This is a genomic window from Parabacteroides sp. Y3-G-102, from assembly GCF_023656845.1.
GTDB classification, from domain to species: Bacteria; Bacteroidota; Bacteroidia; order Bacteroidales; family Tannerellaceae; genus Parabacteroides; species Parabacteroides distasonis.
This window is the reverse complement of record NZ_JAMOKU010000001.1, coordinates 22,604-46,941: the sequence shown is the minus strand read 5'-3', so window position 1 is coordinate 46,941 and position 24,338 is coordinate 22,604. Positions and strand designations below refer to the sequence as shown.

Sequence of the window (24,338 nt, the reverse complement as noted above, 5' to 3'; positions counted from 1 at the left end):
AAAACTTATGGTTATGACTTATTTTCAGAACATACACTCATTGGCGGACCTGAAGAAGGAATACCGCCGACTGGCATTGCAGCACCACCCGGACAAGGGTGGCGACACTGCAATCATGCAACGGGTAAACACCGAGTTTGAAAGGCTCTTCGACGTTTGGAAAGACAAACCGGATATTACCGCGACTTCAACCGGATATGAATATGACTATTCGGGAGCCACGGCAAAGGAATACACCGAGTACGTGTATAACGAATACCGCTGGAAAGGCCGCAATTACAAGGGACAGCACGCCCCGGAAATCGTGGCGCTGGTACGAGCATGGCTCAAGGAGACCTATCTGGGATACAAGTTCTCTGTCAGACGGGAGAATTACCACTCCATCCATATCCGGTTGATGAAAGCGGATTTCGAGGCGTTCACCAAAGAGTCCGGGAAAGTTCAAGGTGATGTTAACCACTATCATATCGCTTCAGACAAATCCTTGACGGACAGGGCAAAAGACGTAATGATGAATATCTGTGATTTCATCATGTCGTACAATTTCGATGACAGTGACCCTATGACCGACTATTTTCACACCAACTTTTACCTGACGCTCGGAATCGGAAGTTACAAACAGCCGTATAAGGTGGAACCGCCCAGACTCGGCAGCAAAGACCTTCCGGAGGCATTCAAGCATCCGGAAGGTCCGGCACACAAGGCAATGCACCGGGCATTGGGCAAAGTGCGTTTCGGCTTCATCGAAAGCCGGAAGTATGCCGGGGAAATAATTCTGGGGGAAGACTGTTTCGGCTCACGGGGCGAACTCTATTTTTGGCCGAAGGAATATTCAAGCGCAAAAATGGCCCAAAAACGCATCGACAAACTGGAGGAAGCCGGAATAAGGTGCGAACTCACCGGCTATAACGGAGGATACATCCGCCTGCTCGGGTACACCCCTGAGATGAGAGATTCCCTGGAACGGGAACGTCAGGAGTATGCCGCCGCGTATCAGGCATGGTACTCAAAACAGAATTTGAAAACAATCTGATTCAGAAATTATGGATACAAACAATTTGGACAAGTGGTGGCACGGACTTCCGGAAAACACCAGACAGGCTATAGGAGACGATGGAATATGGGAAAAACTGGATATGCCGTCCCGTTCGGCGCTACACCGGTATTCCCAGCTTAGAATTTACGGAACGGCAAAGGACAGGGACGAGGAACGCACGCTGCTCAATGAAATCGCGTGCGGACTGGGCGACCTTGCCCTTGTCCGTAAAAACGGCATCGCGTTGGAGGAAATGTGCAACGGGAGCGGGGAATTTTACGATGAATACCAGGATCTGTTCAATATATTATATGACAATTACGGACACATACTAGAAAATATAAGCTGGCCGGACTGGATCGGACATACAATTCCGACAAACAGGGAACTGGTCCGGTTATTGGAACATCACGGTTACAAGCGTATGGAAATCGATACCGACAGAAGAATCCCGAAAACTTTCTATGTTTTCCGTCGTGGGTTGCACATCAACGCAAGCGAGGACTTGTCTTACCACATCATACCGCAACAGGACAGTTTCGGACTGGGGCGTTTTGCGGTATGCGCTACCAAAGACGGTGAAAGTTCCCAACTGGGAACTGACTGTGCCCGGCTCTTTTTGAGGCGCTTCCTTGCCTTCCTGAAGGGTGAAAGAAGCGGGAAAGAGATCATAGATGAAATATGCAACAACCGACAAACTGAACGATAGTATGAAAGCAAAAGTATTCAAGTACAAGTCTGACGGGAATACCGTCGTGGCTCCTTATATGGAACTGGAGCCGTACGCGGAGAATGTATATCTCTCCCTGTCTAGAAAGAACGAATATGGGAATGAGGACGATGACTGTTTCCATGTGGCCTGCCGGATTGAAAACGTTTATTTTTCCAGCGGGCAGTATTCACGCCGGTTCCTCAACGGAGAAAACCGCAGGGAGGAAGCCGCCGCCTATTGCAGGAACTGGATCACGGATACGCTTCAGGGAGCGGAAAGAGGAGCCTTCGTCAGGTTGATCTCCGTCCGCATGTTCGAGGCTCTCGGACTTGACGCCACCCCCTTGGTGCAAGCCCGTGAGGCGTACAAAAGGAAGCAGGAACAGAAACGCAGGGAACAGGAGGAGAAAGAGGCGGAAGAGCGTAGAGCGCGGGAAGAGCAACATCAGCGGCTGCTCGATGAACAGAAACAGAAATTCCTGGACGGGGAACGGATCACGGGAGGAATGTTCCTTGAAATCACCGGAAGGGAAGGTTTTGACATCCATATCAGAACCAAAGGGACATTCAACAGGCATGTTATGGGCATAAATAAGGAAGGAACCATCAGTTACCGGAAAATCAAGGGTCACCGGACTCCGGACTTTACCGGATGCCATAAGGCCGTGTCCGCCTATCTTGCGTTCATAACAGAAAAAGAGGGCAAACAATAAATGCTGGCGGTAACGGTCTGCTTCATGCAACTGTTACCGCTGCCATTTTCTGGCCTCACAACTCACGGTTCAGCGCCATTGCCAGCGGAAACATAAACCGGTTATAGGCTTTAAGCTTTTGCAGGTTCAGCACATATCCGGCATAGGGGTTGGTCAAATCGGTGTAGAAGAATACATCGGTAAATCCTGCATGTTCTTCCACAATTTCACCCTCCAACGGAATTTCCTCCACATTGAACCGCTCCAAAGTCAATTCTTCCAGACGGGCATGCTCCGCATTGCCCAATACGTTCAGGTTGCGGTTAAACAGCACGAACCCTTTCTTCCTGTAATCCACACGCATACCATACGGACGCTCCACAAGGAAAGCATCCGCCGCTTTCTTTATATAGTTTTCCATGATCCTGAAATTAGAAATTGCAAAAATACAGCATTTGTCCGGCAATGGCGAACAAATCAGGAAGATAATCGCCATGCCCCATGCAAAGCACACTACCGTGTATTTTATTTCCCACCCTGCAAAGGTAGTCCCGTGTCCGGTGTACCCGGCCAAGGTCAGGCCCCTTCGGGGTTGGCTGAAAGAAAATCATCCTCGCTTCGCTGCGGTATTTTCTTTCGCCAAACCTTGCGGGTACGGCCACGGGACTGTCAGGCAGGCGAGAAATAAAAATACCGGCTCCCAGAGCCGGACGTGTTAAACAGATAAAATACAAAAGTCATGAAAATCCTGAATGAAGAACATTTCGAGAATGTAAAGCGTTATGCAGAATCCATCGGTGACACCTCGCTCCAAAAATGTCTGGAACGGTTGAAAAGCTGGGAAGAAAATCCTGACTGTCCCAGCGAAATCTCACTCTACTATGACCATGCCCCGTACTCGTTCGGCTTCACCCAACGCTGTCCCGATGGAAGGACAGGCATCGTGGGCGGCCTGCTCTATCACGGAATACCGGACCGTTCTTTCGCCGTGACACTACAGCCGTTCCATGGATGGCAGATACACACCTGATGAGAGACAAACGACAGTATTAACTTTATAAAATTCAATTCAATATGGAAACGACATTGGCAGTAATGGAAAGACAACAGCAGTTTGACTTCCAGAAAAACGGAATTGAAGTGATGAACTTCGAGACACTTCAACGCACCTATAAAGAGAATGACATCTACAACAATCCGGTGCAGGGCATCTACCATTACCAGGTCATCCGGCGCATGATGGACATCTGCGAGAAATACAATCTTGATTATGAGGTGGAAGAAATCTTCGCTGCCCAGAACAGGAACAAGACACAGCCGGGAGTGAGCATCCTCCCGCAGGTTGAACAGACACATGGCGAAAAAGCCGTGGAAGCCCATATCCTGCGCCGTATTTTCGCTACCATCCGGATCAAGGATTGGGAGACGGACGAACTGACCACGACATTGGTCATCGCCTACCACCAGGACGGCATACAGGCAGCCATAGGCCCCTGCGTGCTAATCTGTCATAACCAGTGTATCCTTTCACCCGAGCGAAGCGTCTGCAATTACGGCAAGAAGAAAGTCTCGACGGAAGAGGTGTTCGAAACCGTGGATGGTTGGCTGGCCAATTTCGAGGTGAACATGAACGAGGACATCGAACGCATACAACGGTTGAAACGCCGGATTATATCTATGGAGGAAATCTATATGTACATAGGTCTGCTGACCGCGTTGCGTGTCTCCCACGACAGTTCGGACAGGGACCTCTCATCCTCCGTGGAAACCTATCCACTGAACCAGGGACAGATTTCCATCTTCACGGAAGAGGTGCTTAAACTGGCCATGAGCAAAGGACAGATTACCGCTTGGGAATTATACAATATAGCCACAGAGATATACAAGCCCGGAAAGACAGACTTCCCGGCCCTTATTCCACAGAACGGAGCCATGGCGGAACTCCTGCTTTCCCGTCTGCCGGAAGAGCTGGAAGTACAGGATGCCGTTCAGGTAAACTGACATGCAAGCTTCTCAAACCAAAGAAATAAGGGAGAACCTGACAGTGATAACAACTGAAAGGTTCTCCCTTTTTCATTTACTCTTCAAAAAGCAGCATGAATTCCACCTTCCTTCTCCGTTCAATGCTCGGAACCACTTTCCCTTTATAGCACCTGAAAGAGACATATTCCTTGTAAATATTACGGTCGCCCGACTCCAGTTTCTTCAACAGCCGGCTCTTCGGTCTTTTCCCATATCCTTTTAATCTGTAGGGTCCCACATTATATGAAAGGACTGCTGCCAACAAAGAATCACGTCCCAGATAACTGAACATGCGGCACAACTTACGGAGGTCTGCTCTCAGAATGGAATCGCCTTGTGCTTTTGTAATACCGTTGGTAAACCTCTCCCCGGGAAGAACTTTGTGACCCCACCCGACATAAGGCCAATACTTTTTCTCTCCATGCCAACCCTCGAATCGCTTGACACACTCGACCGCAAGACTGAACTTGTCCGGACTTACCTTTACCGGATTCTCCGCCCTTGAAGGCATACCTGAAAAAAAGACCGCAGCGGAAAGCACCGCAAACCATATTGCTTTTAACTTCATCATAGGCAGGACCGGCTTAGTGTCTGACTGTTGTGACCGGCAATTCCTTACTATCCGCAGTCACGACGGAATCCTCGTCCTCCGTCTCGTTGTTGAAGTCAAAAGTCAATTGGCAAAGCTGTGCCGGTTCGCTATTGTCCTCGAAATAGATGTCTATCGTCTGCTGGTCCTCGCTTTCAGAAGTGTAGTATAGCCTGAACACCTCCCTATCAAGGGGATAGCGGTCATTGGGCAGCAGCACCATCCCGTCATCCATACGGAGCGTACCCTTGCCGTCCGGCTGGAAATATCGGATGGTGTAGCGGGCATCGGAAAACCGTCCCTCACGTTTGAGTTCACACCGTATTTCCACCGTCTCGCCTTTCACAATACGTGTGGGGACAGGCAGGGTCTCCACCTTGAACGGATAGGACTGCTGTACATCCACTTCATCATTGCAGGCGGACAACAGACAAGCCACCAGACCCAGGAACAGGATTGCCGTCATTCCGACCAATCCTCTTTTTTTATTCAATGCATTCATATTCAATCAGATTTTAATACGTTATACTTAATTCTATTTTTACAGAAACTTGTTTTGCAAGTATTCGTTCAGATCCTTGTATCCTTTGTACAAAGAGGAACAGTCCACTATTTTATCCGCGTAGCGTTTGCGGAGAGCCTCCAGTGTGCACCGTCCGGCTTCGTCCCGGTCCAGGTAACAGTTGACTCTCTCATACCTGTCAAGAACGGGGAACGAGCGTTCCAGCAATGCCACCGAGTTCAGTACGAGATAGTCGTCGCCACATCCCAATTCAAGTTGCATCCACGAGAGGCAGTCGATAAACCCCTCGAAGAGATTGCAAGTATCCGAACCGTTGTCCATCAGCGAAATGTCTTTCGGGGAGAGACTGGCCTTAAAAAAGCGGTTGCGCACCTCGTATCCACCGCTGACATTCCTGAAACCGATGGCGAAATACCGCTTTCCGTGCAAGGTATACCTGATCTCCTTGCAGTTCGGCATAGCCACATCACCGCTAATGCCACGTTCCGCCAGATAACGGAGCAGGACTCTGTTGTGCAGCGGTCCGGACTGTACCTTCGTGAAACTTTCCTGCCTATGGGAATCCTCCCTGTCATTTTCCCCGGAGCGGAAAACGGTCTTGTGTTCGGGAGCAAGACCACCCCATATCTCTGTGATGAACTTGGCCTGCGTCTTGAAATCCCCGCTGCCGATAAACTCCCCGGCAAGGGTGAATATGTCGCCTCCCTGTCCGGTACCGAAGTCATGCCATATATCTTTACGGACATTCAGCTGGAACGAGGCGGTGCGCTCCTCCCGATACGGGGCCAGATACCAATATTCATCCCCCCGTCTTCTTGCCGGTTCATATCCCATCCGTGCCAGAAAAACGGCGATAGGAATGTCTCTTATCTCTTCTATAGTCATAAGCGATACGGTTTTAATGGATTATGAATTTTACGCCCAGACCGAACTGTGTCGTGAACAGGTCCAGAGAGCTTCCCCACAATACACGTTCCCGGATACCGGCAAGAAGGACGATGCGGTCTGTCAGGTATGCCTCAAGCTCCAGGGTTATCGCGCCGCCATAGACAAACGTATCCTTGGCGAGCAGCCTCGAACCGTCATACAGCATCCTCTCGCCCCAGTTCACGGTCTCATAGCCGGCCAGTGCGGAACCGCCGACCGAGAGGAAGACCGTCTTTGTCGGATCAGACAGGAATTTCAGGTAATAGCCGCCTTCTGCCGTGAACTGCGCACGGGGTACGCTCGCATTCCGATACCCGTAGTTCTTCATCAGATACTCGGCGCCTATGACCCAGCGGTTGGCTTTTGGGGTGTATCCGGAAACGGCAAATCCGGTATAATAATTCAAGGGGGACTTTGAGCCGTTCGCAAATCCTCCGCGCAATTCCACGCCCTTCATCCTGGGCAGGTATCGCTGGGCGTGCGCCCGCCCTGAAAACAGGGCAAGCGACACGACTGTAACAAAAAGGAACAGATACTTCTTCATGGCTACTTCACTTTAAGTTCGTTGATAACCTCGGCTCTCACGATGTCCTCACTTTCCACGGTGAAGGTCTGGTGTCTGCCACCGCCTTTCTCGTGCATCTCCACCACCAGTACCTTGTCCGAGGGGATGGTGAATTTGTCGAAGACAAAAACGGTGCGCCCGTCCTTTTTTCCTGCGACGGACGTTACATAGTCGTAAGCACGCAGTGGGAATATCACCTGTTCCTGGATGGCGGTACGTTTCATCAGCTTCTTGTCCACAATTTTAAAAGTCACGAAATCCACCTCATAAGGCACGTTGGAGCGGTTCTTTATCTGAGTATGAAAATAAAGCAGACCGTTGTGCGTATAGAGTCCGCGGAGCAGGTACTGGATGCCGAACGCCTTGCACCCGATATGCTTGATGTGCCGTCTGTTGTCCTTGTGGATGGACTTCGAGATAAGGTGTACCAATTTAGGCGATTCGCAGCCCAATTCCTTCAGGTAGATGTCAAGGGCGTTGTTGGGGCGGTTCACCTCACTTCCGTCATGAATGAAATCTTTCATCTCGATATTCAGCAGCAGCGGCTCTTCCGCATACTTCACATTGAAGGTGTAAAAACTTCCGCTTTCGGTAATCACGGACATGTTGGTTTCCTCACGGAAGTCCTTCACGGTGGCCTTTACACGGATGACATTCTCCGCACCGTCCGCCTTGCCTGCAATGAGGTTCGGAGAACCGAGGTCCACATAACGCACCGATGAAGGGAAAATGATGTGCGTGGTCTTTCCATAGGTCACTTCCAGCCCGTATGGAGGTATCATCCTGTCAAAGGTGAGTTTACGGGTCAGACCGTGATAGAGGTCTCCGTCCTCCTCTTTTTGAGGATACACATCCTTGGCCAGTGTGATGGCATTGTTTACCGCCGCTACGCTGTCGGCTTCATTTTGGGCGAAAGCGCCCACAGTGCCCCATGCAAGGGCAAGCATTACAAAAAACTTTTTCATGTCGATTGAATTTTAATGGATTGTTATTGATCGTTGTCTTGATAAAGCATCAGGGTATAGCCTGACTTGAGATGCACCTTCTCCTCACGCATCTTCCGGGATATATACTGCGAGACACCTTGTATGGCACCCTTTCCGAGTTCGGAAAGCAGCTGGTTGCCTGCCGACTGGTTGGTGATGGAGATGCTCGTGCCGAGATTCTGCCCCAGATTGGCGGCAACCTCCCTGACGGCGTTAGCCTCCATTGACCCCGGAATGAAGATGCCGCCCTGCCCGTCATTGTCATACACGGCAAGTTTCACGGGGATGATGGTACCGCCATATTCCACCTGAAGGATATTGACGTGAAGCCTTTCACCCTGTATGCGCCCTTCTCCGGTAAGCAGGGAGTTTTTGGGCAGGATATGCTTCCCTACACGCATCGGCTCCAGCAGTCTCATCCTCACTCCCTGACCGCTGATGACGGTCTGGTCCCCGTGGATGCAGGCCCGGATGGTATTCCTCACATTTCTCTTTTCTTTATTACCGATTGGCGTGTGGAATCTTTCCAGTTGTGCCATTCCCGTAAGCTGTATAGAATCACTGACAGGCTGCGGTAACGATGATACCACCGGTGTGGAAACCAGTCCCACGGGAACGGCTTTCGCCTGTCCGTTCCGCCCGGGACTTTCATTATCGGAACGGCTGTCCGTATTCACACCGCCATTGCCCGGCATATACCTGGCCGCAAGCTCATAGGATTTTTCCAAGAGAGCCACCTGCTCCTCGTAATCCGGCTGCGCGTTCTGTGTGGCGACCGCCTGCTTGAGTTGTTCCACCTCGGCTTTCAAAGCCTCCTTCTCCGGATCTTCCTGAGGCGACTCGTAAAAGTTGCCGAGCGTCCTGTTGATGTCATTGTAGGCGGAGACGGATGAAGAACAGGCTTCATTCCTACTGTCACCTTCACGTGAACTGCCATCCTTGGCATCCGCATCCGGTGACAATTCCACGACAGTCCCGGAGTTCCCATCTGCCATCTCGGAGAAATCCTCCAGCGTACGCAGTTTTTCCGTCTGTTTGCGTTTCATGTCAGCCTGCTCATAGGCGGCAATCTTGTCCCCTTCTATGCCCGCTCCCTTCGGATCGGGAAGCTCGGTGTTGAATCCCGCATTTTTTTCCTCTTTCCTTTTTTCCTCTTCGGACGGTGCGAAAATGAGCCACATCGCCCCGAGGAACAGGAGGAACATCCCGGCAAAAACCAGGTATTTCCTGATTTCCAGCCTCTGTTTCAATTTATTGACATCATTACCCATTTTCTTTCTGATTGAATCGGTTAAAAAACTCTTCCATTTCCTGCACCCTTTTATCCGGGAGTGTATCGGCAGGAACGATATCCGGAATTTCCATCGGGGGTATCTCTATGATTTCCGGCCGTACATCCTCCCGTCCGATGTCATGGATGGCACGGAAAATCATATAGAAATTTCCGATGGCAAACAGGGCAGCCAGCACGACAATTGCCGGCACTCTCTTTTCCGGGCTAAGCCCGGCACACAGCTTCCGTAGCTTTTCTTCCACGGATTCCTTGATTTTTACAAACATCTTTTTCATACATTCTGAATTTTAACGGTCATACACTCTTATATCCCTGTTCTCCACCACACGGAAGGCTTCGAGGATGAAGCCGTGCGGATTATTGTCGCTGCGGGTGGAGTTCAGCAGCCTGCCCCGCGTGACGAGGCTGCGCTCGGTCACGCTCTTCTCCCTGATAATGGAAAGCTTTGCGTAGGTCACGACCTCATACGGATAGGTATGGAAATCGCACTTGACGCTGTCGATCCCTACACGCTGGTTCACGTTACCAGAAATTATCCGGTTGTAATATCCCTGCTCTGCCAGATCCACATAATGGGCATAGGCGGAACGGTCACTGAGGAACATAGCCCTCCGGATATTGCCTTCAATCGCATTCTTGTCAGGCGAGAGCGTAAAGAACAGTTCGTGGAACCGTCTGACATGCTCCCTTGCCTCTACCGGGCGGTTCTGCTCCAGGTCTTGTGAAAGGGCCAGCATCAGTGACTTGCCTTCATCCAGCACATAAATCTTCTCCCGTTGCGCTTCTGCGAAGCTGTAAGCCTTCCATACGGAAAATCCCACAAGCAGGGTGCATACACACAGATAGACGATTCCGAACAGACGCAGGTGTCGGAAGCTGGTCTCGATATTTTTCAATGATTTGAATTCCATTCTGTAAATGTTTTATACTGTTATTACTTGATAAGCCTGCCGGCAATGTTTCCCACCGCCGCTCCGGCAGTCCCGGCCACCACGGAGCCTGTCTTGGATGCCGCCTGGTTCACGTTCTTTCCATAATTGCCCGCACCGCCTCCGGCCTGCACAATCCAGTTCGATACGGTCGGGATGGTGAAATACCCGATGATGCCGATAATGAGGAAAGTGATGTAAACCCCGTTTGAGCTGTCGGGGATGAAATCCGGGTCGGAAAGCTGTTCGATGTCCCTCTGCAGCATCAATACCTGGATTCTCGCCAGCACGCTGCTGAACAGGTCGCTTACGGGAAGCCACAGGTAGATACTGATGTAGCGGACGAACCACTGGCTGAGAGAAGCCTGGAAACCGTCCCAGCAGGAGATGGCAAAGGAAACGGGACCGAGTATCGAAAGCACGATCAGGAAGAATGTCCTCAGCGTGTCGATGACCAGCGCCGCCGCATTGAACAGGAGTTCCAGCAGTTCGCGGAAGAAATTCTGCACGGCCCTTTTCATGTTGTACATGGCACGGTCCACATACATTCCGCAGGCTTCTATAGCGTCAAACGCGCCCAGCTCGTCCAGCCTGTTGTCAAAAGTCTCCTTGTCGACCAGATAGGCTGTCTCGGGATTCCGTTTCATCGCCTCAGTCTCCAGCTTGTCCTTCTGCACCCTGTACTCGTTCATGTCAAAGGTCTGCGACTCCAATATGGTATGGGTCCCTTTCACGACGGGCGAGAGGATGCTGTTCAGCGTACCCAGAACGAGTGTCGGAAAGAACATGATACAAAGCCCCAAGGCGAACGGACGCAAAAGCGGAAAGACATCCACAGGCTCGGCACGGGCCAGAGCCTGCCATACACGATACGCCACATAGAAAAGCGCTCCCAAACCGGCAAGGCCTCTTGCCACACCGGTCATCTTTGAGCAGAGCGGCATCATTTCCACATACAGATTCTGTAAAATCTGATGCAGGTTGTCAAAATCTATAGCCAACAATAACATAATGAAAGCGGATTAGGAATTACCAATAACGTTCGTTCGGTGAGCCATAGAGTGCCATCACGCGGTCTAGGTCGTTCCGTTTCTTGGCGCGCAGGTAGGACACCCCGATGTTCTTGTTGGTGTAATACTGTACCAGACTGCGGTTTTGCAACATGTCGTTGTAGCAGCGGTCGATGATATCCATCCTTTCCTTGTCATTCATGGAAAGCCCGTTCTCGTTGACCACCGTCTTCAAATCGTTCAGCAGATGGGCACTTTCTTCCAGCAGTTTGGTGTACCCCAAAGCAATCGCGCTCAGTTCTTCCGGCGTAAAATACGGGTCGCTGAGCATACGCTCGAAGCTGGTGACATAGATGTCCGTGATATCGCCCACCATCAGGATGGTCTGCTGAACCTTGCGGGCATCCCGGACAAGGTTCTTGACCTTGCGAAGCCCGTCGTAATACTCCTTGCCCTGCTGGTAGATTTTCACGGTTTCCTGAAAACTATTCGCCATATTGGTGGCAGTGGAGGACGTGTGAACGATGTTCTTGGCGGCATTGATGATTCCCTGCGCCAGATTGCCCGGGTCGCTCACTACCCATTGGGCTTTCGCAGTGAGGCTGACAAGGAAACAGCCCATGCACAGCATAAGAATTTTCTTTTTCATGATGTTCCTGTTTTTAATTGTGAATAATTCTGTTAAAAGTCAGATTCCCATTTTTCGTCCTTTGGACGGCGGGTTCCGGAGGATGACCCGTTGCGCCTGTCTCGGCCGGTTCTCTATTCCGGAATCCTCCTTCTTGCGTCTGATGGAGGCGAAGAGTTCGTCTGCATACGGCCTGCGTCCGGTCATTCTGACGAAACGGGCGTCCAGCTCCCGGTAGGCTTTCTCCGCCTGACACGAGCGTTCCGTGGCGGAAGCGTTCTTGTCTATGCCGTACTTGGCGAGAAAGTCAGGACTGATATGCAGGATGTCGTGGACCGCATCCGGCGAGGCCGCAATCCGTCCCAAATTCTCCAGTTCCTCATTCAGCTTTTCCAGGTAGAAATCCGGCAGACAGACATCCCCGATGCTTTCCGCTGCCTTTTCCGCATTCCTGCACAGGCGGCTTTCCAATGCCACCCCCTCGTCATATGCCGGTTCCGGTCCGGAACGGTGCAATCTGTCAAGCCTGTCATAATCATCCGCAAGCTCGTACCTGAGCGCCACATACCGTGAGGGCGGCATAAGATACACTGCCAGGTTGCAGAGTTCCCACACGTCGCTCTCTTTCCGATGGAAATCCAGAATCCGTACAGATGACCGTACTTCTTCCGGTGACGGCCGTTCCTGCTTGCTTTCAGGATATACCTTCGAGTAAGCATCCCGCATGAACGTGTGCATGGCGAGCATTCCGTGGACGGAATCGGCTTTTTCGGGATTGACATCCGCAAGCCGGCAACCGTTCTTCTCCATGAAATACGTGTCTTTCAATGCCGTTATCAATTCCGACCTGTCCGTTTCCACCGTTTTTTCCGGCGTCGGGAACAGGTGCGAGTCTGACAATAGGCAGGCAACTTGGGTAATCACATCCTCGGACTTCCTGTACCGCCTGACCAGTTCCGTCAGCTTCCGGTACTCCTTTTCCCGGACGAACTTCCTTATCTGTTTCATCACTTCCGTCAACTCCTTAAGGCGTGGCTCGTCCAGATAGCGGCGCTGCTGTTCTTTTATCCATTCTTCCATTCCCATAATTCATGATTGTTTTTCGGTTTCCATATGATTCCACTCCCTATCACTTGGCTTCGCTTGCTTTCTGCCAACTGCTTGATGGCAAGTTCGATATTGCCACCGAGTCTTTCCGTAAGCCGCATAAGTTCAAGTTTCTCGGTTTCTTCAGTAGTGTAGCATATGTACTCCTCAAGTGAGACTTCCGTGGCATAGACCGCCGACTGCGTACCGCCCAGACCAATCCAGACTTCCTTGTATCTCCGGGACGGATTGTTCGCCATGTTGATGGAAAGTATCTGTGCCCGCTCCTTGTCGGTCAGGCCAAGCAGCGTCTGAATCTCGTCGAACTTGTTCATGTACTTACGCTGGTCAAGCAGAATCTTGCAGTCGCTGTTGTTGATGATAGTCCCCTTGACAATAGGAGAAGAGATGATATCTTCCACTTCCTGGGTCACGACCACAGCCTCGCCGAAAAACTTTCTGACGGTCTTGAAAAGATAGCGGATGTAATTGCTCATATTGGCGGATGCCAATGCCTTCCAGCACTCTTCGATAAGGATTATTTTCCGGATACCTTTCAACTTGCGCATCTTGCTGATAAAAGTCTCCATGATGATGATGGTGACAATCGGAAGTAGCACTTTGTTATCGCGAATGTTGTCCAGCTCAAAAACGATGAAGCGTCTGTTCAGCAAGTCCAACTGCTTGTCGGAGTTGAGCAGGAAGTCATATTCACCGCCACGGTAATAGGGTTCCAGCACATTGAGGAATCCCCACACGTCAAAATCCTTCTCACGGGTTCGCTTCTCTTTCAGGATATCCTGATACTCGTCACGGATAAACTCATAGAAGGTATCGAAGGAGGGTTTTATGCTGCTGTCCCTGAGGATTTTCTCCAGAAAGAGATTGACCGCATTGGATAGCGCCACCTCCTCGGCACGTGTCGGCGGCTCGTCGTCACGCTTCCACAGGGTAAGGATAAGCGTCTTGATGGATTCTTTCTTCTCGATATCGAAAATCCCGTCTTCCACGTAAAAAGGATTGAAAGCTATCGGATCTTTTTCTTCATAAGTGAAATAAATCCCGTCCTCGCCGTGTGTCCTGGCATGAATAAGGCTGCACAGTCCCTGATAGGAGTTTCCGGTATCCACTAACAGCACATGCGCACCCTGCTCGTAATACTGGCGTACCATGTGGTTGGTGAAAAAAGATTTCCCGCTGCCCGAAGGTCCGAGGATGAATTTGTTCCGGTTGGCTATAATTAATGTGTATAAAACTTTATCTGTTTAATACTGAATATCAAAGATTTATAGTATCGAATATATCAATATTAATATTTTGCAAACATGCAATTTGCATACAAAGAGAGTGATTATAAGAAAACAGAAAAGGATATTTGTTGTTAAGGGGTAAATGTGGTAGGAGATGTTTTTATATCTGTTTTCTCTCGTTTTTCAGTGAAAAATAGACATGATACTGGCAAAAAGAGAAAGAAACTCTGTTTTTCTTTTTTCGCCAGCATATATAATTTGCTGTCAATAGAAATAGGTTTAAATTGGTTTGGATATATATACAAAAGAATAAACTAAACTTTCAGGAGCGGGCAGCAATAGTGATGTAATACGTTGTTCCATATCTGAATAAATTGATTTGATTCCTTTACGTTACCCGGTAGCCCATAGCCAGACCTTTTGGATTAGCCGCCAACCCACGTGCTAAAGGAACATGGCGATTAGAACTGATAAAGAAAGAACATTAAAAGAAGACCGACAGTAAGTACAACATATCTGATACTTAATACTGCCTTATCTGAGTATTTGGTATTATAAATATTATCTTGAAATTTCTCAAATAAGATGCGAATCCTTTTCTTATTATAATATATGTACACAACAATCCAGGGAAGTATAAAACCAATTATCCATACAATAAATGTTGTTAGTTTAGACATATATGAAAAAAAGAAATCTCCTGTTAAAAAAAACGAGAATAAAAAAGATGCGAACATATAAGTTATTGAAATAACTTCCGATAATATACAACTTGCACCAAAACGCGGAAATTCCTCATTTTTCAAGCAAACCAAATAATACCTATAGAATAGATAGTCAATAATCTTTTTCATGCTTCTATTACAGCTAATGGTTTGGTGAGGAACAGCGTTTAGCTGTTATCTCGACCTTGTTATAAAACCGTTTTAGTGGAAAGTGGTTGTATTGGTATTATACCGCCACTATAATATAATTTGTCCAAATAATTATCAACTTCATTTGACCAATAATATTTATGAAATATCTTGTTGAATTCATTATATCTATCATCTGATGTTTTCATTCCTTGATTAAATGATTCTCTTATTATTTTTTTCAAAGCAATTCCATTATATTTAGCATGAGGACTTTGTTGTGGATTCCAAATAAAAGAGGTATCAGTTATCTTTATTTCATTTGGATACCAAAAATTAGTCATATAAATAAAATCTTTCTTATCTTCTGTCAAAGGACGATGTGATAATATTTTTATTTTTTGTTCAAAATCAAATTTAGAACCAATATTGATAAGAATATCTCTATCAGCAAAATCCTTTATGTCGAGAACATTGCCCCAAATAATACCTTTATTTTCGTAATTGCTACAATCAAAATAAATTAATTGATTGCTTGCTAAAAAGTCGTTTACGAAATTTACAATACAATTTCTATTTGCTATTATATTAATTTCCATATTTCATATTCAGAGTTTTATAATTTATTTATAACCGCACCTTATGGTGTTGTTCCTACACTTCTAAATTATAGCCTAATCATCCGAACAATCCAGCGGATTTTGGATTTTTGCTTTTCAAATTAGACTATCCGCAAATATAGCAAAAGTGCAGTACACCACGAAGATGTACCGCACTTTTCTCCACATATTGTGCGGGCTTTAACATTTACAGTTTGTATCCTTTGTTTTCCCGGTTTATGGCTTGCCCAGTCGGTTGGCTTCCTTTTTCAACTGCTCGGCTTGTTCATTGAGCAACCTTGCACGTTCCAACGCTTCCGCCTGCTTCCTGCTGCGGTATTCAAACCCCGTCACCGAATCAGTCAGGTTTTGGATGAAAGCGTTATCCCGTTCCCTACTGAAATTCGTTTCCAGCAAATCAAGGCAGCCCCCGTCCGCTTCCCCTTTCATCAGAATGTAGCGGTATTTCATATCGTTGTCCTGCAACTGCTGCATCCGTCCAGCCAAACGGATATTCAGGAATAAGGAAACGAAACAGATAACCAGCCCTGCCAAAAAAACAAACAGTTTCGGGCGTAACAAACCGCTTATCCTCCGGGGCAACGATGCAGGTTCGGTTTCCGCTTTTTCGGTTGTGCGTTCCTTACGGTAAGAATCCAACGCATCCAGCATTTCTTTCAGGCAACGGTAGGTAGCCGTTACAAATTTTCTCACTTCTCCTATGGATTGCTTCTGCTCCTGTTCCGCATTCCTTATGTCGGCAAGTTGGCTTTGGATAGCCTGCAATTCCTTTTCGGAAACAGCCGGGCTACTGTGCAGTTCCGACAATGCCTGCTCGATTGCTCCCAACCGTTCGAGAGTTTCCTCCCGGCTGGCTGGCGTTACCTGTGCTTCCTGCTTCCCTTTCAGTTCCGTAACCATAGAGAGAAGCCCCTCTAAAATCAAATTGTCTTCCATGTCTTTACAGTTTAAGTTGTTTTTTCTTTTTCTTCTTCTTTCTCAAATTAAAATTAGGTTCTTCATCCACTGGGGGAGAAGAAGCGGAAAACAGACCGAGTGAACCTGTTATCAACGGGCTGTCAGCCTTGCTCGGTGCAGGTGCCTGCTCCCGAACGGGTGCGAAAGTTGTTTGCCGTTGGCTTTCGGCAACATTCATTCCTGCATCCCCGAAACATTTATCCAGTTTGGAAAAACTGAAACTGCGGTCTATCTCCGAACCCTTGAACGTGTATTCGCCTTTGGAAATGGATATGCCCCGTATCTCGCTTGTCTGTCCCTTATACTTGAACTGGATAGCAATACCCATTTCCGCTAACCGCTCCTGTAACTGCTGCCAGTTACGGGATTTTCCGATTTCGTTCTTCACAGCCGCGTAAATCTCGTATTTCGACTTGTCCGGCTCTTTCAACCGATGCTGCTTCACCTGCTCTTTCCCCTTGGCGAAATAAAGCCCGTGTTTGGCTTTCAGCTTCTTGCATACCTGTTCGTTACGATACATGTCGTTTCTGTCCGAAATGGTCTTGCCATTGTTGTCTATACGGTTGAACACGATATGCACATGTGGGTGTTCCCGGTCTTGATGGCGCACGATGATATACTGCGTATCGGTAATTTTCATTTCACGCATATATTCCTGCGCAAGCTGTATCATCTTCTCGTCTGTCAATTTGGGTGCATCCACTGCCGAATAGCTTAACGCAATATGTCCGACTGGCTTTTTCAAGTCGGGATTCATCTCGGTCTGCATACAGAAGCTGCGGATTATATCTCCCTGACTTTCTGTCAGTACCCCGTCCGCATGGAGCAAAGCCGCCTGTTCCTTGCCCAACACATAGTTTACGCAGCCCTTAAACCCGCTTCCCTTTTTTATTTTTCCAATCATCCGACAACTGGTTTATAATTTCGACAATCCTGTTTTTCAGTTTCACCAGTTCCACCGCCACCAGTGCGAAACCTCCGGCATTTGCCCGGTGTGCCAGTTGGTTGATGTTGTTGGCTTCCCCTGCCAGTTTGCGGATGGTGTCCGCATCCTGCCTGTTCAGCCGGGGTATGACCTCTGCCGAAACAACCGCCTGCCTTACATACTCACTGACACGCAACCCGGCTTCCCCGGCTCGTTTCCTGATGGCGTAATACTGCAACTCGGTCAGTTTCGTACTGACAACCCGTTGCTGCTTCTCTATCCGTTTCTTTGCCGGACGTCCCCCCGGCTTGTCCTTTATACTCGTCATGGTTTTTTACGTTTGAATGGTGTCTTAAAAATTGCGACCAACGGGAGAAATTTTCTTTGCGGTGAGCAAAGCAAGGTAGTTTCGGTTTACCGAAACATAACCTTGCTCTCCAAATAAACCGCCAGCCGTTGGTAGTCCTGCCGGATTAAATGCCCCTGCCTCTCTTTTGTCTTGGGGCGGCACGTTGTCCGGTTTCCTGCTTCGTTTCCTGCACTTGGCTGGCTGCGTTTTTCTGTTCCTGCTTCCTGCCGCACAGATAATCGTTCAAGTCCGAATAGCCCCTATAATTATCCGAGAAGTCACGCACACGGTAGGAGTATTCCAGTTCGATAGCCCGTGTCGCTTCATATCCAGCCTTGTCATTGTCAAGCATACAGTGGATGCGCTCATACGGGGACAGCACGTCAATGGCTTTCGGCACGTTGACAGTAGAGTTGAGTATGACATAATCCTGTCTGTCAAGGTCGGGCATAGCCGGGCAGTTCTTCATCCGGAGCGTGAGGAAAGAAAGATAATCCATAAAACCCTCGAATACCAAACATTTCTCTCCCGGCTCTCCCTGCTGCCGTATATGGGTGATGTCTTTCGGGGCGATGCAGCCTTTGAAAAAGGAATTGCGAACCTCGTAACCTCCTGCCATGTTCGGGAAACCGATAGCAAAGAACGGTCTACCGTTATTGGTAAAATGGAGTTCCTTACATTCTCTTTTTGTCAGTTCGATATTGATACCCCGTCCCTGCAAGTAACGGAGCAATGCCGGATGGGTAAGGTCACGGACTTCCAAATGCTGGAAACTCGGCTCTGTCCTGCGCTGGGGAAAAGAAAAACTGACCGGACGGACGTGCGGTGTCTGTTCCGCTATCCGGTTTAAAAGGTATGGCAGGCTGTCGGAACAATAGAGTTCCTTTGCCAGTGCGATGATGTTGCCGCCCTTGCCTGCGCCAAAGTCATACCAAAGGTTGCGGTCAGTGTTCACCTTGAAAGACGGTTCGTGTTCCTCCCTTAACGGTGATTTGTACCATAAACCGTTACCCTGCTGCTTGACGGGAGAGTAACCTAAACTGTGCAGATAGTCTGCGATGGGTATTTGTTTCACATCTTCGATGTTCATAACATTTTCTTTTTTGGGGATAAAAAGATAGTTGAAAAGTGCGCCAGTCCTGTTTAGTCCGTTATATATACACCCGTACCATACTAAACCTGCCTGTTCCGATACAGGGAAATAGTAAGTCCGTTCCTCTTGTATATACACCCGGACTAAACCAAACCGACTTTTAATAATGGAAATCGGGATTATAGCGATAGCCCTTACCCTCTTTTACAATCATGCGTTTGTTCACAAGGAACTTGTTAAGCGACACAAGGACATTACGTCCACGCTCGTAACCTATACTTGCGTAACCTTGTTTCAATGCCGCTATCACATTGGAATAGCCTTGTACAACCTGCTTGCCGAAACCGTTCTCCAATGCTTCCCGGTGCTGCTGTTCCGTCAGCTCTGTAAGCGGAAAGCTCCTGTCCTGCTTGGGTTGCTGGAATACATAACCGTCCATGACTTCGGGCAAAGCGTTGTCATTGATTCGAAATGCGAACGGGTCAAATTCCCGGTCACGTATGTGCATCGCCTTTACCTCGCTTATGTTGCCGTCCTGCTGGCTTTTCGTGATTTGCAGGACGGTTTCAGCCTTGTTGTTCAGTTCCGTACCGATATGCCCCCTTGTGTTGTCATCCCCCTTGTTCAAATGCAGAACAGTGTGGATATGCAGGTTATATCCGCTTGACCAGCGCATCAAGAGGTTGATCAGGTCGGTTGATTCGCTGGGGCTGTTGATGTCATACATCAAGTCACGGATTCCGTCAATGATGAGCAACCCCACATCGGGCATATTTTCAAGCATATAGCCGATAATCTGTTTCCGCTTGTCGGGGGTCTGCTCCCTTAGCACGATGAAAACAAAATCGTCCCTGTCCTTGTCGGTAGGCAGTCCGGCAAGGCGCAAAATACGCTCCATGACCTTATGGCAATGGTACTTGCTCTGCTCGGTATCTACATAGAGGATTTTCCGTTTGTTCGGTGGCAGGTATGCCGAATACTTCAGTACCTCGTCATTCTTCAACGCTGCCGCAACAATGGCGGAAATATTGAATGTCTTTTTGCTCTTGGCTTTGCCTGTGGATGCGCTGAAATTGCCCAATGTGCCGATGGTAGAGCCGTTCACCCAGAGTATTTCGGGCGGCACTTCGTAAGTGTCCGTCACCTTTAGATGGATGGTTTTCCAAAGGGCTGCGAAATCCTCTTTCTGCATGGTGACATCCTGCCCGGCTTCTTCTTTCCTCTTATTTTCCATAGTTACGGATTTTCCGGTTTGCGCTCTTGGCGATGGCGAGTGCCGCCTCGTCCTTGTCGTTCACCCTTTTTGCAAGGTTTTCCGCCCACGTGAGAAGCTCTTTCCGTGAGAAAAGCAATTTGTTCCCGTATTTGCGGAACGGCACTTCCTTTTTTGCGGTCAGCTTGTAGAGCCGTGCCTTTGAAATCAGAAAACCGTGTCGTTCCAGCACCTCTACCGCCACATCGGGCGTGAGGTTGTCGGGTTCGTTCCTCGGCTGGGTGAATCCTGCCAATGACTGGGAAACGGTTTCGCTCACGATAGCCCGGAGTTCTTCGGGCGTTGTCAGAATAATGTTCGTCATATTTTCTTCCTTTTTTAGTTATTACTTGGCTACCGTCATAGCCGTTGCAACCGGTTGATGCCGCAAAGGAAGAATAAAAGAAACCGATTATTCAATTACTAATCACTTGACACAGACCGGACAACTTGGGACAATGCAGGACATCCGGCAAGATTGGAGCGGGATAAAAAAGGGACAAACGATGTATTGGTGATTTTTGTCCTTCCAACACACCGTTTGTCCTATGTATGTTAAGTGATTATGCGAATGCCGTTATTTTACATCCTTTAACCTTTCAAGTTGGGAAACGACTTCTTTTATTACGAAATATTTGTTTCCCGACAGCCCTATGTCCGAACGGGATATGAAACCGAGTTCCTCCCACCGGGCTACGGTCTGCCTGCTCACGCCCGCCATTTTCGCCAATGTCTTTTGGTCTATCAGTTCCCTGCCCTCGAATACGGGGTACTTGTATTTACGGGTGGCATGGCTGAACCTTATTTTCTCTATCGCCTTGTCCACGTCTTTGACGGTAGGGGGAATATATGATTTCACTTGCAGTACGGCTTCTTCTATTTCGTAGTCTGCGTATTCGGGATTCTGCGCCAGTTCCCCATAAATGGCACTGAAACATTCAAGGTGTCTAATCTTCACCGTCTTGGTTTTCTTGTTCGGCATGGCTCAATCGAATTTGGTTAATAACTGCGCGTTCCTTATCCGCTCCTCCTGCTCGAAACTGGCGAGGTAGTTCTCCGTGATGGCAAGGCTTGAATGCCCCAAACTCTCGGATATGTAAGCGATGTTCGTTCCGCTGCGTTTTAAGACAGTCGCGTAGGAATGCCGGGCGGAATAGGTCGTGAAACGGGGGACACCGACAGCTTGGGCTATTTTAGCCAAAGCGATGTTGCAACGGTGCGTTACCCGTCTGACTATTGCAGAAATGGCGAATTCGTCCTCCGTTTCTCTGGCGTACTTGAAAAGGAAAGTATCGGGTTTCCCATCGTCCGGGTTTCCCCACCGTTTTATAATATCCCGCATTTCGGGAGTGAGTACCGCCCTTATTTCCCGTATATGGTTGGACGTGTGCGATGTCTTGGAGCGTACAAAGCAGATTTCACCGTCCACGATGTTCCCATACCGCAAGAAAAGCATATCCCTGAAATTGATACCGTTGCACAGGTAGGAGAAAAACCAAAAGTCCCGGTACTTCTCAACGGTCTTGCTGCCCTTGTATGTCACGACTTTTTTTATCTGTTCCATCGTCAAGGCTAACTTTCGGCTGTTGCCGCTCGGTATCTCGTACTTCCCCCTGCCGAACGGGTATTGGGCTTCTTTTAAAATCCCGTTGCGCCTTGCGTCATTCACCACGCATTTAAGGGCTTTCATATAGAAATTTATGGTGGTGACGGTCTTGCCCTCGTTCCGCAGGAACTTGTCAAGGCGTGACAGCCAGTCCGCAGAAACCGCAGAGAACGGCACGCTGCCGCCTGCGAACCGTTCTATGCTTTTCAACGTGCTGCGGTAGTTATAATAGGAATTTACCTGCCCGTTGAGTTTGAATGCGTCTATTTTCCCCTGTATGGCTGTGTTAAGGGTTGTACCAGTACACCTGCCCAGCCTCATGCTGAGCGCATCGAAACAGAAGTCCCCACGTTCCGCAAGGGCTTCCACTTGGCTTTTTATGATGGAGAAACTGTTTTCCACGCTTGCCCGTATCTCAATCAGTCTGCGGCTCTTGCTTTCGGCAAGGATTTCCCAGTCCTCTTTGGACAATTCCTTTCCGGTGGAATAATATTTCTGCTTGCGGTTGTGTATCACTTGTATCTTGACAGGGAACAGACCGCTTTTCTTCGCCCTGCGTGCATCCAGTACCGACAGTACGGATATGCCATCTTTTGAATACTTGAACATAGGCTGCCTTGTTTATTGTTATACGTCTATTTTGTACATACGATTTGCATACAAAAATAGAGATTATCGGAAAAAATAGCAAATCAAAAGCCAAATCATTTTCCTAACAATCTCTAAATATCAGCTATTTATACACAAACTCAAACAATATAAAAACGGTAAAAATATAGGGTATTATTACGGTTGGTGATTGTGCCGTTCTTCATCGGCAGGTCGGAAATATCCAGATGGACGGGTTTTCCGGTCAGGCGGTCCACCATGCGGATGCCGAACGGGGAGAGCGAGTCCTTGTAGGAGGTTTCCCCGATGAACAGGCACAGGGCCTGCTCGATAAAGGTGTGGAAACTCTCCTCGGACGGGAAATCTCCGGCATTGCCGGGTATTGCCGCCCAGAAGAGGGTCGGCACATCCACCGTGTTGTGGCGCGGTTTGGCTTCCATCAACGCCAGCTGGCTGCCCACATCGTTCTTGATGCGCTTGAGCTTTTCCCGGTCATCGCTCCATGCCATGACATTGCAGTGCGCACGGATGGAAACCAGCCCCTTGCTGTGTGCCTCGTTCAGGTACTCCTCAATCCATTCGCGGTTGATCTGGTTGGAACGGCTGTAACGGGAAAGCGAGTGCATGTTCCGTGCGGTCTGCTCGAACTTCCTGAGAATCTCCGCCGAATCATCGATGAAGAGGTACTGGTTTACGATATGGTTGCACGTGAGCAGGATGCCTATCGGGGCGGCAAAGGACAGGCGGCAGTCGCTCCGGTCTGTCGAAAGCCGTTCATACCGGCAGTCGGTAGATACGTTTGACGGCAGGTCTTCCGGATCGGAAAGCGTATGAAGGCAAAGGTAATTGTCCCCGACCTTCATTTCCCCCGCACCGAGAGACAGATCCTGCAAGCAGGTGGCGTCTTCCTGAGACATGGAAAAATATTTCTCTATGATGCCGGCTGAATTCCCGGTTCCGACGATTTCCTCATCCGCAAGGCGAATGATACGGATCAGGCCGCTGTCGTTCACGATGCGCTCGAACTGCCCGCAGCACTCCAAGAAACGGGTGACGGTTTCCTTGTCCTGCATCTCCTTGAGGATGATGAATCCCCGTGTAAGCGCGTTGAAACTGCTGGTTGTCCGGCTGTGCTCTTTCGTGGTCTTCGTCAGGAAAAGGTAACAGGTATGCTGCAAATATGGCCGCTCGTTGAAATGACGTTCGAAACTGCGGCTCAGAAAACTCAGGTCTTCCTTGCAGATATCTGGCTTGTACCCCTCTTCAATGAAGAAGTCCTGCTTGTGCACGATACTGTAGTTCGGCAATACCTTGACCGCCTTCGCCCAGGTGGAGTGCATGGACTCGTACTTGGCTCGTGTCAGCGTGAAGAGTTCCGGCAGTTCCACCCGGTATGCCACGGTGATGTCCGCATCCTTGCTGATGATGCAGCCGTTCTCCACGGCCAATAACGGGAACTTGCTTTCCAGCGTGGCTGTTTTCATTACGTTTCTCATGTTTTTCTTTTTTTAATGGTTGGAGAAAACAACCGGAGGAACTTTCTCCGGCTGATGATGTAGCGGGGATGGCTGCGCAGCGCATGGAGTTTCATAAGGCCCCATTCACCGTATTTCGAGTTCATCCTGAAAGTGCCCCAGACCAGCACCGATGCGGAAACGACCCCGAAACCGATGCAGACCCACTGGCCTATGCCTGCCATGTACATGACGACGAAGATTACAAACAAAGCAAGCAATCCTCCCGCAAAGATGAACAGGTACTGGCTCTTGAGTCCCTTGAACTCCGGGCTGCGCCCGATTCCCTTGTTGACATTGTATTCCGCCAT

Annotated in this window: 27 protein-coding genes and 2 pseudogenes; 5 read left to right on the top strand and 24 right to left on the bottom strand. The window is 48.9% G+C overall.

Annotation, left to right across the window (positions count from 1 at the left end; all coding sequences use genetic code 11):
* Positions 1 to 13: 13 nt before the first annotated feature.
* The 3 genes from NBH16_RS00295 to NBH16_RS00285 are packed head-to-tail and all read left to right on the top strand — an operon-like array spanning position 14 to position 2,460.
* A complete protein-coding gene (locus tag NBH16_RS00295) occupies positions 14 to 1,033 on the top strand; it encodes an LPD29 domain-containing protein (RefSeq protein ID WP_250787907.1) in 1,020 nt (339 codons plus the stop codon).
* Between the two features lie 10 nt (positions 1,034 to 1,043).
* Entirely contained in the window at positions 1,044 to 1,745 is a 702-nt protein-coding gene (locus tag NBH16_RS00290; protein WP_250787906.1) for a hypothetical protein, read from the top strand.
* Between the two features lies 1 nt (position 1,746).
* On the top strand, positions 1,747 to 2,460 hold the full coding sequence (locus NBH16_RS00285; RefSeq protein ID WP_250787905.1) for a hypothetical protein: 714 nt from the start codon (positions 1,747 to 1,749) through the stop codon (positions 2,458 to 2,460).
* A 55-nt stretch (positions 2,461 to 2,515) separates the two neighbouring features.
* Here NBH16_RS00285 and NBH16_RS00280 read toward each other — a convergent pair whose 3' ends face one another.
* The gene (locus NBH16_RS00280) at positions 2,516 to 2,860 is read right to left on the bottom strand and encodes a hypothetical protein (protein ID WP_250787904.1); all 345 of its coding nucleotides are present in this window, start codon (positions 2,858 to 2,860) and stop codon (positions 2,516 to 2,518) included.
* Between the two features lie 318 nt (positions 2,861 to 3,178).
* Here NBH16_RS00280 and NBH16_RS00275 point away from each other — a divergent pair, with 318 nt between their 5' ends.
* Both NBH16_RS00275 and NBH16_RS00270 read left to right on the top strand, forming a co-directional pair.
* A complete protein-coding gene (locus tag NBH16_RS00275) occupies positions 3,179 to 3,469 on the top strand; it encodes a DUF4120 family protein (RefSeq protein ID WP_250787903.1) in 291 nt (96 codons plus the stop codon).
* Positions 3,470 to 3,513: 44 nt separating this feature from the next.
* Positions 3,514 to 4,440 carry a hypothetical protein gene (locus NBH16_RS00270; RefSeq protein ID WP_004309368.1) on the top strand — a complete coding sequence of 309 codons (927 nt, stop codon included), beginning with the start codon at positions 3,514 to 3,516 and terminating at the stop codon, positions 4,438 to 4,440.
* A 76-nt stretch (positions 4,441 to 4,516) separates the two neighbouring features.
* On the opposite strand, the gene NBH16_RS00265 is transcribed toward NBH16_RS00270, so the two are convergent.
* The 23 genes and pseudogenes from NBH16_RS00265 to NBH16_RS00155 all read right to left on the bottom strand — a co-directional run bounded on the left by NBH16_RS00265 (position 4,517) and on the right by NBH16_RS00155 (position 24,338).
* The gene (locus NBH16_RS00265) at positions 4,517 to 5,032 is read right to left on the bottom strand and encodes a glycoside hydrolase family protein (protein ID WP_250787902.1); all 516 of its coding nucleotides are present in this window, start codon (positions 5,030 to 5,032) and stop codon (positions 4,517 to 4,519) included.
* Positions 5,033 to 5,045: 13 nt separating this feature from the next.
* The gene (locus NBH16_RS00260; protein ID WP_005680476.1) at positions 5,046 to 5,552 is read right to left on the bottom strand and encodes a DUF3872 domain-containing protein; all 507 of its coding nucleotides are present in this window, start codon (positions 5,550 to 5,552) and stop codon (positions 5,046 to 5,048) included.
* A gap of 39 nt (positions 5,553 to 5,591) precedes the next feature.
* Complete coding sequence (locus tag NBH16_RS00255) at positions 5,592 to 6,458, bottom strand: DUF8464 domain-containing protein (RefSeq protein ID WP_250787901.1); 867 nt, start codon at positions 6,456 to 6,458, stop codon at positions 5,592 to 5,594.
* Between the two features lie 13 nt (positions 6,459 to 6,471).
* Positions 6,472 to 7,044, bottom strand: a complete 573-nt coding sequence (locus tag NBH16_RS00250; RefSeq protein ID WP_250787900.1) for a conjugal transfer protein TraO — start codon at positions 7,042 to 7,044, stop codon at positions 6,472 to 6,474.
* A gap of 2 nt (positions 7,045 to 7,046) precedes the next feature.
* A complete protein-coding gene (gene traN / locus NBH16_RS00245; RefSeq protein WP_250787899.1) occupies positions 7,047 to 8,030 on the bottom strand; it encodes a conjugative transposon protein TraN in 984 nt (327 codons plus the stop codon).
* A gap of 23 nt (positions 8,031 to 8,053) precedes the next feature.
* Positions 8,054 to 9,322, bottom strand: coding sequence for a conjugative transposon protein TraM (gene traM / locus NBH16_RS00240; RefSeq protein ID WP_250787898.1), 1,269 nt, complete (start codon positions 9,320 to 9,322; stop codon positions 8,054 to 8,056).
* The gene (locus tag NBH16_RS00235) at positions 9,315 to 9,620 is read right to left on the bottom strand and encodes a TraL conjugative transposon family protein (protein ID WP_250787897.1); all 306 of its coding nucleotides are present in this window, start codon (positions 9,618 to 9,620) and stop codon (positions 9,315 to 9,317) included. The genes traM and NBH16_RS00235 overlap by 8 nt, the downstream gene beginning before the upstream one ends.
* A gap of 12 nt (positions 9,621 to 9,632) precedes the next feature.
* Positions 9,633 to 10,256: a conjugative transposon protein TraK gene (traK, locus tag NBH16_RS00230; RefSeq protein WP_004309376.1), complete on the bottom strand. Its 624-nt coding sequence runs from the start codon at positions 10,254 to 10,256 to the stop codon at positions 9,633 to 9,635.
* Between the two features lie 23 nt (positions 10,257 to 10,279).
* Entirely contained in the window at positions 10,280 to 11,284 is a 1,005-nt protein-coding gene (traJ, locus tag NBH16_RS00225) for a conjugative transposon protein TraJ (protein ID WP_250787896.1), read from the bottom strand.
* 19 nt (positions 11,285 to 11,303) lie between these two features.
* Positions 11,304 to 11,933: a DUF4141 domain-containing protein gene (locus NBH16_RS00220; protein WP_250787895.1), complete on the bottom strand. Its 630-nt coding sequence runs from the start codon at positions 11,931 to 11,933 to the stop codon at positions 11,304 to 11,306.
* 39 nt (positions 11,934 to 11,972) lie between these two features.
* Complete coding sequence (locus NBH16_RS00215; protein ID WP_250787894.1) at positions 11,973 to 12,998, bottom strand: hypothetical protein; 1,026 nt, start codon at positions 12,996 to 12,998, stop codon at positions 11,973 to 11,975.
* Positions 12,977 to 14,236, bottom strand: a pseudogene (locus NBH16_RS00210) (TraG family conjugative transposon ATPase); the annotation flags it as partial. The gene NBH16_RS00215 and the pseudogene NBH16_RS00210, both read right to left, overlap by 22 nt.
* A 925-nt stretch (positions 14,237 to 15,161) precedes the next feature.
* Positions 15,162 to 15,701: a hypothetical protein gene (locus tag NBH16_RS00205; RefSeq protein WP_250787893.1), complete on the bottom strand. Its 540-nt coding sequence runs from the start codon at positions 15,699 to 15,701 to the stop codon at positions 15,162 to 15,164.
* Between the two features lie 237 nt (positions 15,702 to 15,938).
* On the bottom strand, positions 15,939 to 16,658 hold the full coding sequence (locus NBH16_RS00200) for a hypothetical protein (RefSeq protein ID WP_250787892.1): 720 nt from the start codon (positions 16,656 to 16,658) through the stop codon (positions 15,939 to 15,941).
* 4 nt (positions 16,659 to 16,662) lie between these two features.
* Positions 16,663 to 17,583, bottom strand: coding sequence for a relaxase/mobilization nuclease domain-containing protein (locus NBH16_RS00195; RefSeq protein ID WP_250787891.1), 921 nt, complete (start codon positions 17,581 to 17,583; stop codon positions 16,663 to 16,665).
* Positions 17,549 to 17,932 carry a MobC family plasmid mobilization relaxosome protein gene (locus NBH16_RS00190; RefSeq protein ID WP_149954549.1) on the bottom strand — a complete coding sequence of 128 codons (384 nt, stop codon included), beginning with the start codon at positions 17,930 to 17,932 and terminating at the stop codon, positions 17,549 to 17,551. The genes NBH16_RS00195 and NBH16_RS00190 overlap by 35 nt, the downstream gene beginning before the upstream one ends.
* Before the next feature lie 145 nt (positions 17,933 to 18,077).
* On the bottom strand, positions 18,078 to 19,043 hold the full coding sequence (locus NBH16_RS00185) for a DUF8464 domain-containing protein (protein WP_250787890.1): 966 nt from the start codon (positions 19,041 to 19,043) through the stop codon (positions 18,078 to 18,080).
* A 163-nt stretch (positions 19,044 to 19,206) separates the two neighbouring features.
* Positions 19,207 to 20,280 carry an AAA family ATPase gene (locus tag NBH16_RS00180; RefSeq protein ID WP_250787889.1) on the bottom strand — a complete coding sequence of 358 codons (1,074 nt, stop codon included), beginning with the start codon at positions 20,278 to 20,280 and terminating at the stop codon, positions 19,207 to 19,209.
* A complete protein-coding gene (locus tag NBH16_RS00175) occupies positions 20,270 to 20,623 on the bottom strand; it encodes a helix-turn-helix domain-containing protein (protein WP_005856071.1) in 354 nt (117 codons plus the stop codon). Before NBH16_RS00175 ends, NBH16_RS00180 begins: the two co-directional genes overlap by 11 nt.
* A 252-nt stretch (positions 20,624 to 20,875) precedes the next feature.
* Entirely contained in the window at positions 20,876 to 21,280 is a 405-nt protein-coding gene (locus NBH16_RS00170) for a MerR family transcriptional regulator (protein WP_250787888.1), read from the bottom strand.
* 3 nt (positions 21,281 to 21,283) lie between these two features.
* The gene (locus NBH16_RS00165) at positions 21,284 to 22,513 is read right to left on the bottom strand and encodes a site-specific integrase (protein WP_186965822.1); all 1,230 of its coding nucleotides are present in this window, start codon (positions 22,511 to 22,513) and stop codon (positions 21,284 to 21,286) included.
* A 176-nt stretch (positions 22,514 to 22,689) separates the two neighbouring features.
* Positions 22,690 to 24,009: pseudogene (locus NBH16_RS00160) on the bottom strand (TraG family conjugative transposon ATPase); the annotation flags it as partial.
* Positions 24,006 to 24,338 carry a DUF4133 domain-containing protein gene (locus NBH16_RS00155; RefSeq protein ID WP_250787887.1) on the bottom strand — a complete coding sequence of 111 codons (333 nt, stop codon included), beginning with the start codon at positions 24,336 to 24,338 and terminating at the stop codon, positions 24,006 to 24,008. The gene NBH16_RS00155 and the pseudogene NBH16_RS00160, both read right to left, overlap by 4 nt.

Coding starts and splice junctions, on each gene's coding strand:
- traM (WP_250787898.1), bottom strand. CDS start 9,322: ATGGGTAATGATGTCAATAAATTGAAACAGAGGCTGGAAATCAGGAAA.
- NBH16_RS00280 (WP_250787904.1), bottom strand. CDS start 2,860: ATGGAAAACTATATAAAGAAAGCGGCGGATGCTTTCCTTGTGGAGCGT.
- traJ (WP_250787896.1), bottom strand. CDS start 11,284: ATGTTATTGTTGGCTATAGATTTTGACAACCTGCATCAGATTTTACAG.
- NBH16_RS00220 (WP_250787895.1), bottom strand. CDS start 11,933: ATGAAAAAGAAAATTCTTATGCTGTGCATGGGCTGTTTCCTTGTCAGC.
- NBH16_RS00265 (WP_250787902.1), bottom strand. CDS start 5,032: ATGATGAAGTTAAAAGCAATATGGTTTGCGGTGCTTTCCGCTGCGGTC.
- traN (WP_250787899.1), bottom strand. CDS start 8,030: ATGAAAAAGTTTTTTGTAATGCTTGCCCTTGCATGGGGCACTGTGGGC.
- NBH16_RS00195 (WP_250787891.1), bottom strand. CDS start 17,583: ATGATTGGAAAAATAAAAAAGGGAAGCGGGTTTAAGGGCTGCGTAAAC.
- NBH16_RS00165 (WP_186965822.1), bottom strand. CDS start 22,513: ATGTTCAAGTATTCAAAAGATGGCATATCCGTACTGTCGGTACTGGAT.
- NBH16_RS00175 (WP_005856071.1), bottom strand. CDS start 20,623: ATGACGAACATTATTCTGACAACGCCCGAAGAACTCCGGGCTATCGTG.
- NBH16_RS00200 (WP_250787892.1), bottom strand. CDS start 16,658: ATGGAAGACAATTTGATTTTAGAGGGGCTTCTCTCTATGGTTACGGAA.
- NBH16_RS00180 (WP_250787889.1), bottom strand. CDS start 20,280: ATGGAAAATAAGAGGAAAGAAGAAGCCGGGCAGGATGTCACCATGCAG.
- NBH16_RS00235 (WP_250787897.1), bottom strand. CDS start 9,620: ATGAAAAAGATGTTTGTAAAAATCAAGGAATCCGTGGAAGAAAAGCTA.
- NBH16_RS00170 (WP_250787888.1), bottom strand. CDS start 21,280: ATGCCGAACAAGAAAACCAAGACGGTGAAGATTAGACACCTTGAATGT.
- NBH16_RS00290 (WP_250787906.1), top strand. CDS start 1,044: ATGGATACAAACAATTTGGACAAGTGGTGGCACGGACTTCCGGAAAAC.
- NBH16_RS00270 (WP_004309368.1), top strand. CDS start 3,514: ATGGAAACGACATTGGCAGTAATGGAAAGACAACAGCAGTTTGACTTC.
- NBH16_RS00155 (WP_250787887.1), bottom strand. CDS start 24,338: ATGGCGGAATACAATGTCAACAAGGGAATCGGGCGCAGCCCGGAGTTC.
- NBH16_RS00255 (WP_250787901.1), bottom strand. CDS start 6,458: ATGACTATAGAAGAGATAAGAGACATTCCTATCGCCGTTTTTCTGGCA.
- NBH16_RS00250 (WP_250787900.1), bottom strand. CDS start 7,044: ATGAAGAAGTATCTGTTCCTTTTTGTTACAGTCGTGTCGCTTGCCCTG.
- NBH16_RS00205 (WP_250787893.1), bottom strand. CDS start 15,701: ATGGAAATTAATATAATAGCAAATAGAAATTGTATTGTAAATTTCGTA.
- NBH16_RS00190 (WP_149954549.1), bottom strand. CDS start 17,932: ATGACGAGTATAAAGGACAAGCCGGGGGGACGTCCGGCAAAGAAACGG.
- NBH16_RS00260 (WP_005680476.1), bottom strand. CDS start 5,552: ATGAATGCATTGAATAAAAAAAGAGGATTGGTCGGAATGACGGCAATC.
- NBH16_RS00275 (WP_250787903.1), top strand. CDS start 3,179: ATGAAAATCCTGAATGAAGAACATTTCGAGAATGTAAAGCGTTATGCA.
- NBH16_RS00215 (WP_250787894.1), bottom strand. CDS start 12,998: ATGGGAATGGAAGAATGGATAAAAGAACAGCAGCGCCGCTATCTGGAC.
- traK (WP_004309376.1), bottom strand. CDS start 10,256: ATGGAATTCAAATCATTGAAAAATATCGAGACCAGCTTCCGACACCTG.
- NBH16_RS00295 (WP_250787907.1), top strand. CDS start 14: ATGACTTATTTTCAGAACATACACTCATTGGCGGACCTGAAGAAGGAA.
- NBH16_RS00185 (WP_250787890.1), bottom strand. CDS start 19,043: ATGAACATCGAAGATGTGAAACAAATACCCATCGCAGACTATCTGCAC.
- NBH16_RS00285 (WP_250787905.1), top strand. CDS start 1,747: ATGAAAGCAAAAGTATTCAAGTACAAGTCTGACGGGAATACCGTCGTG.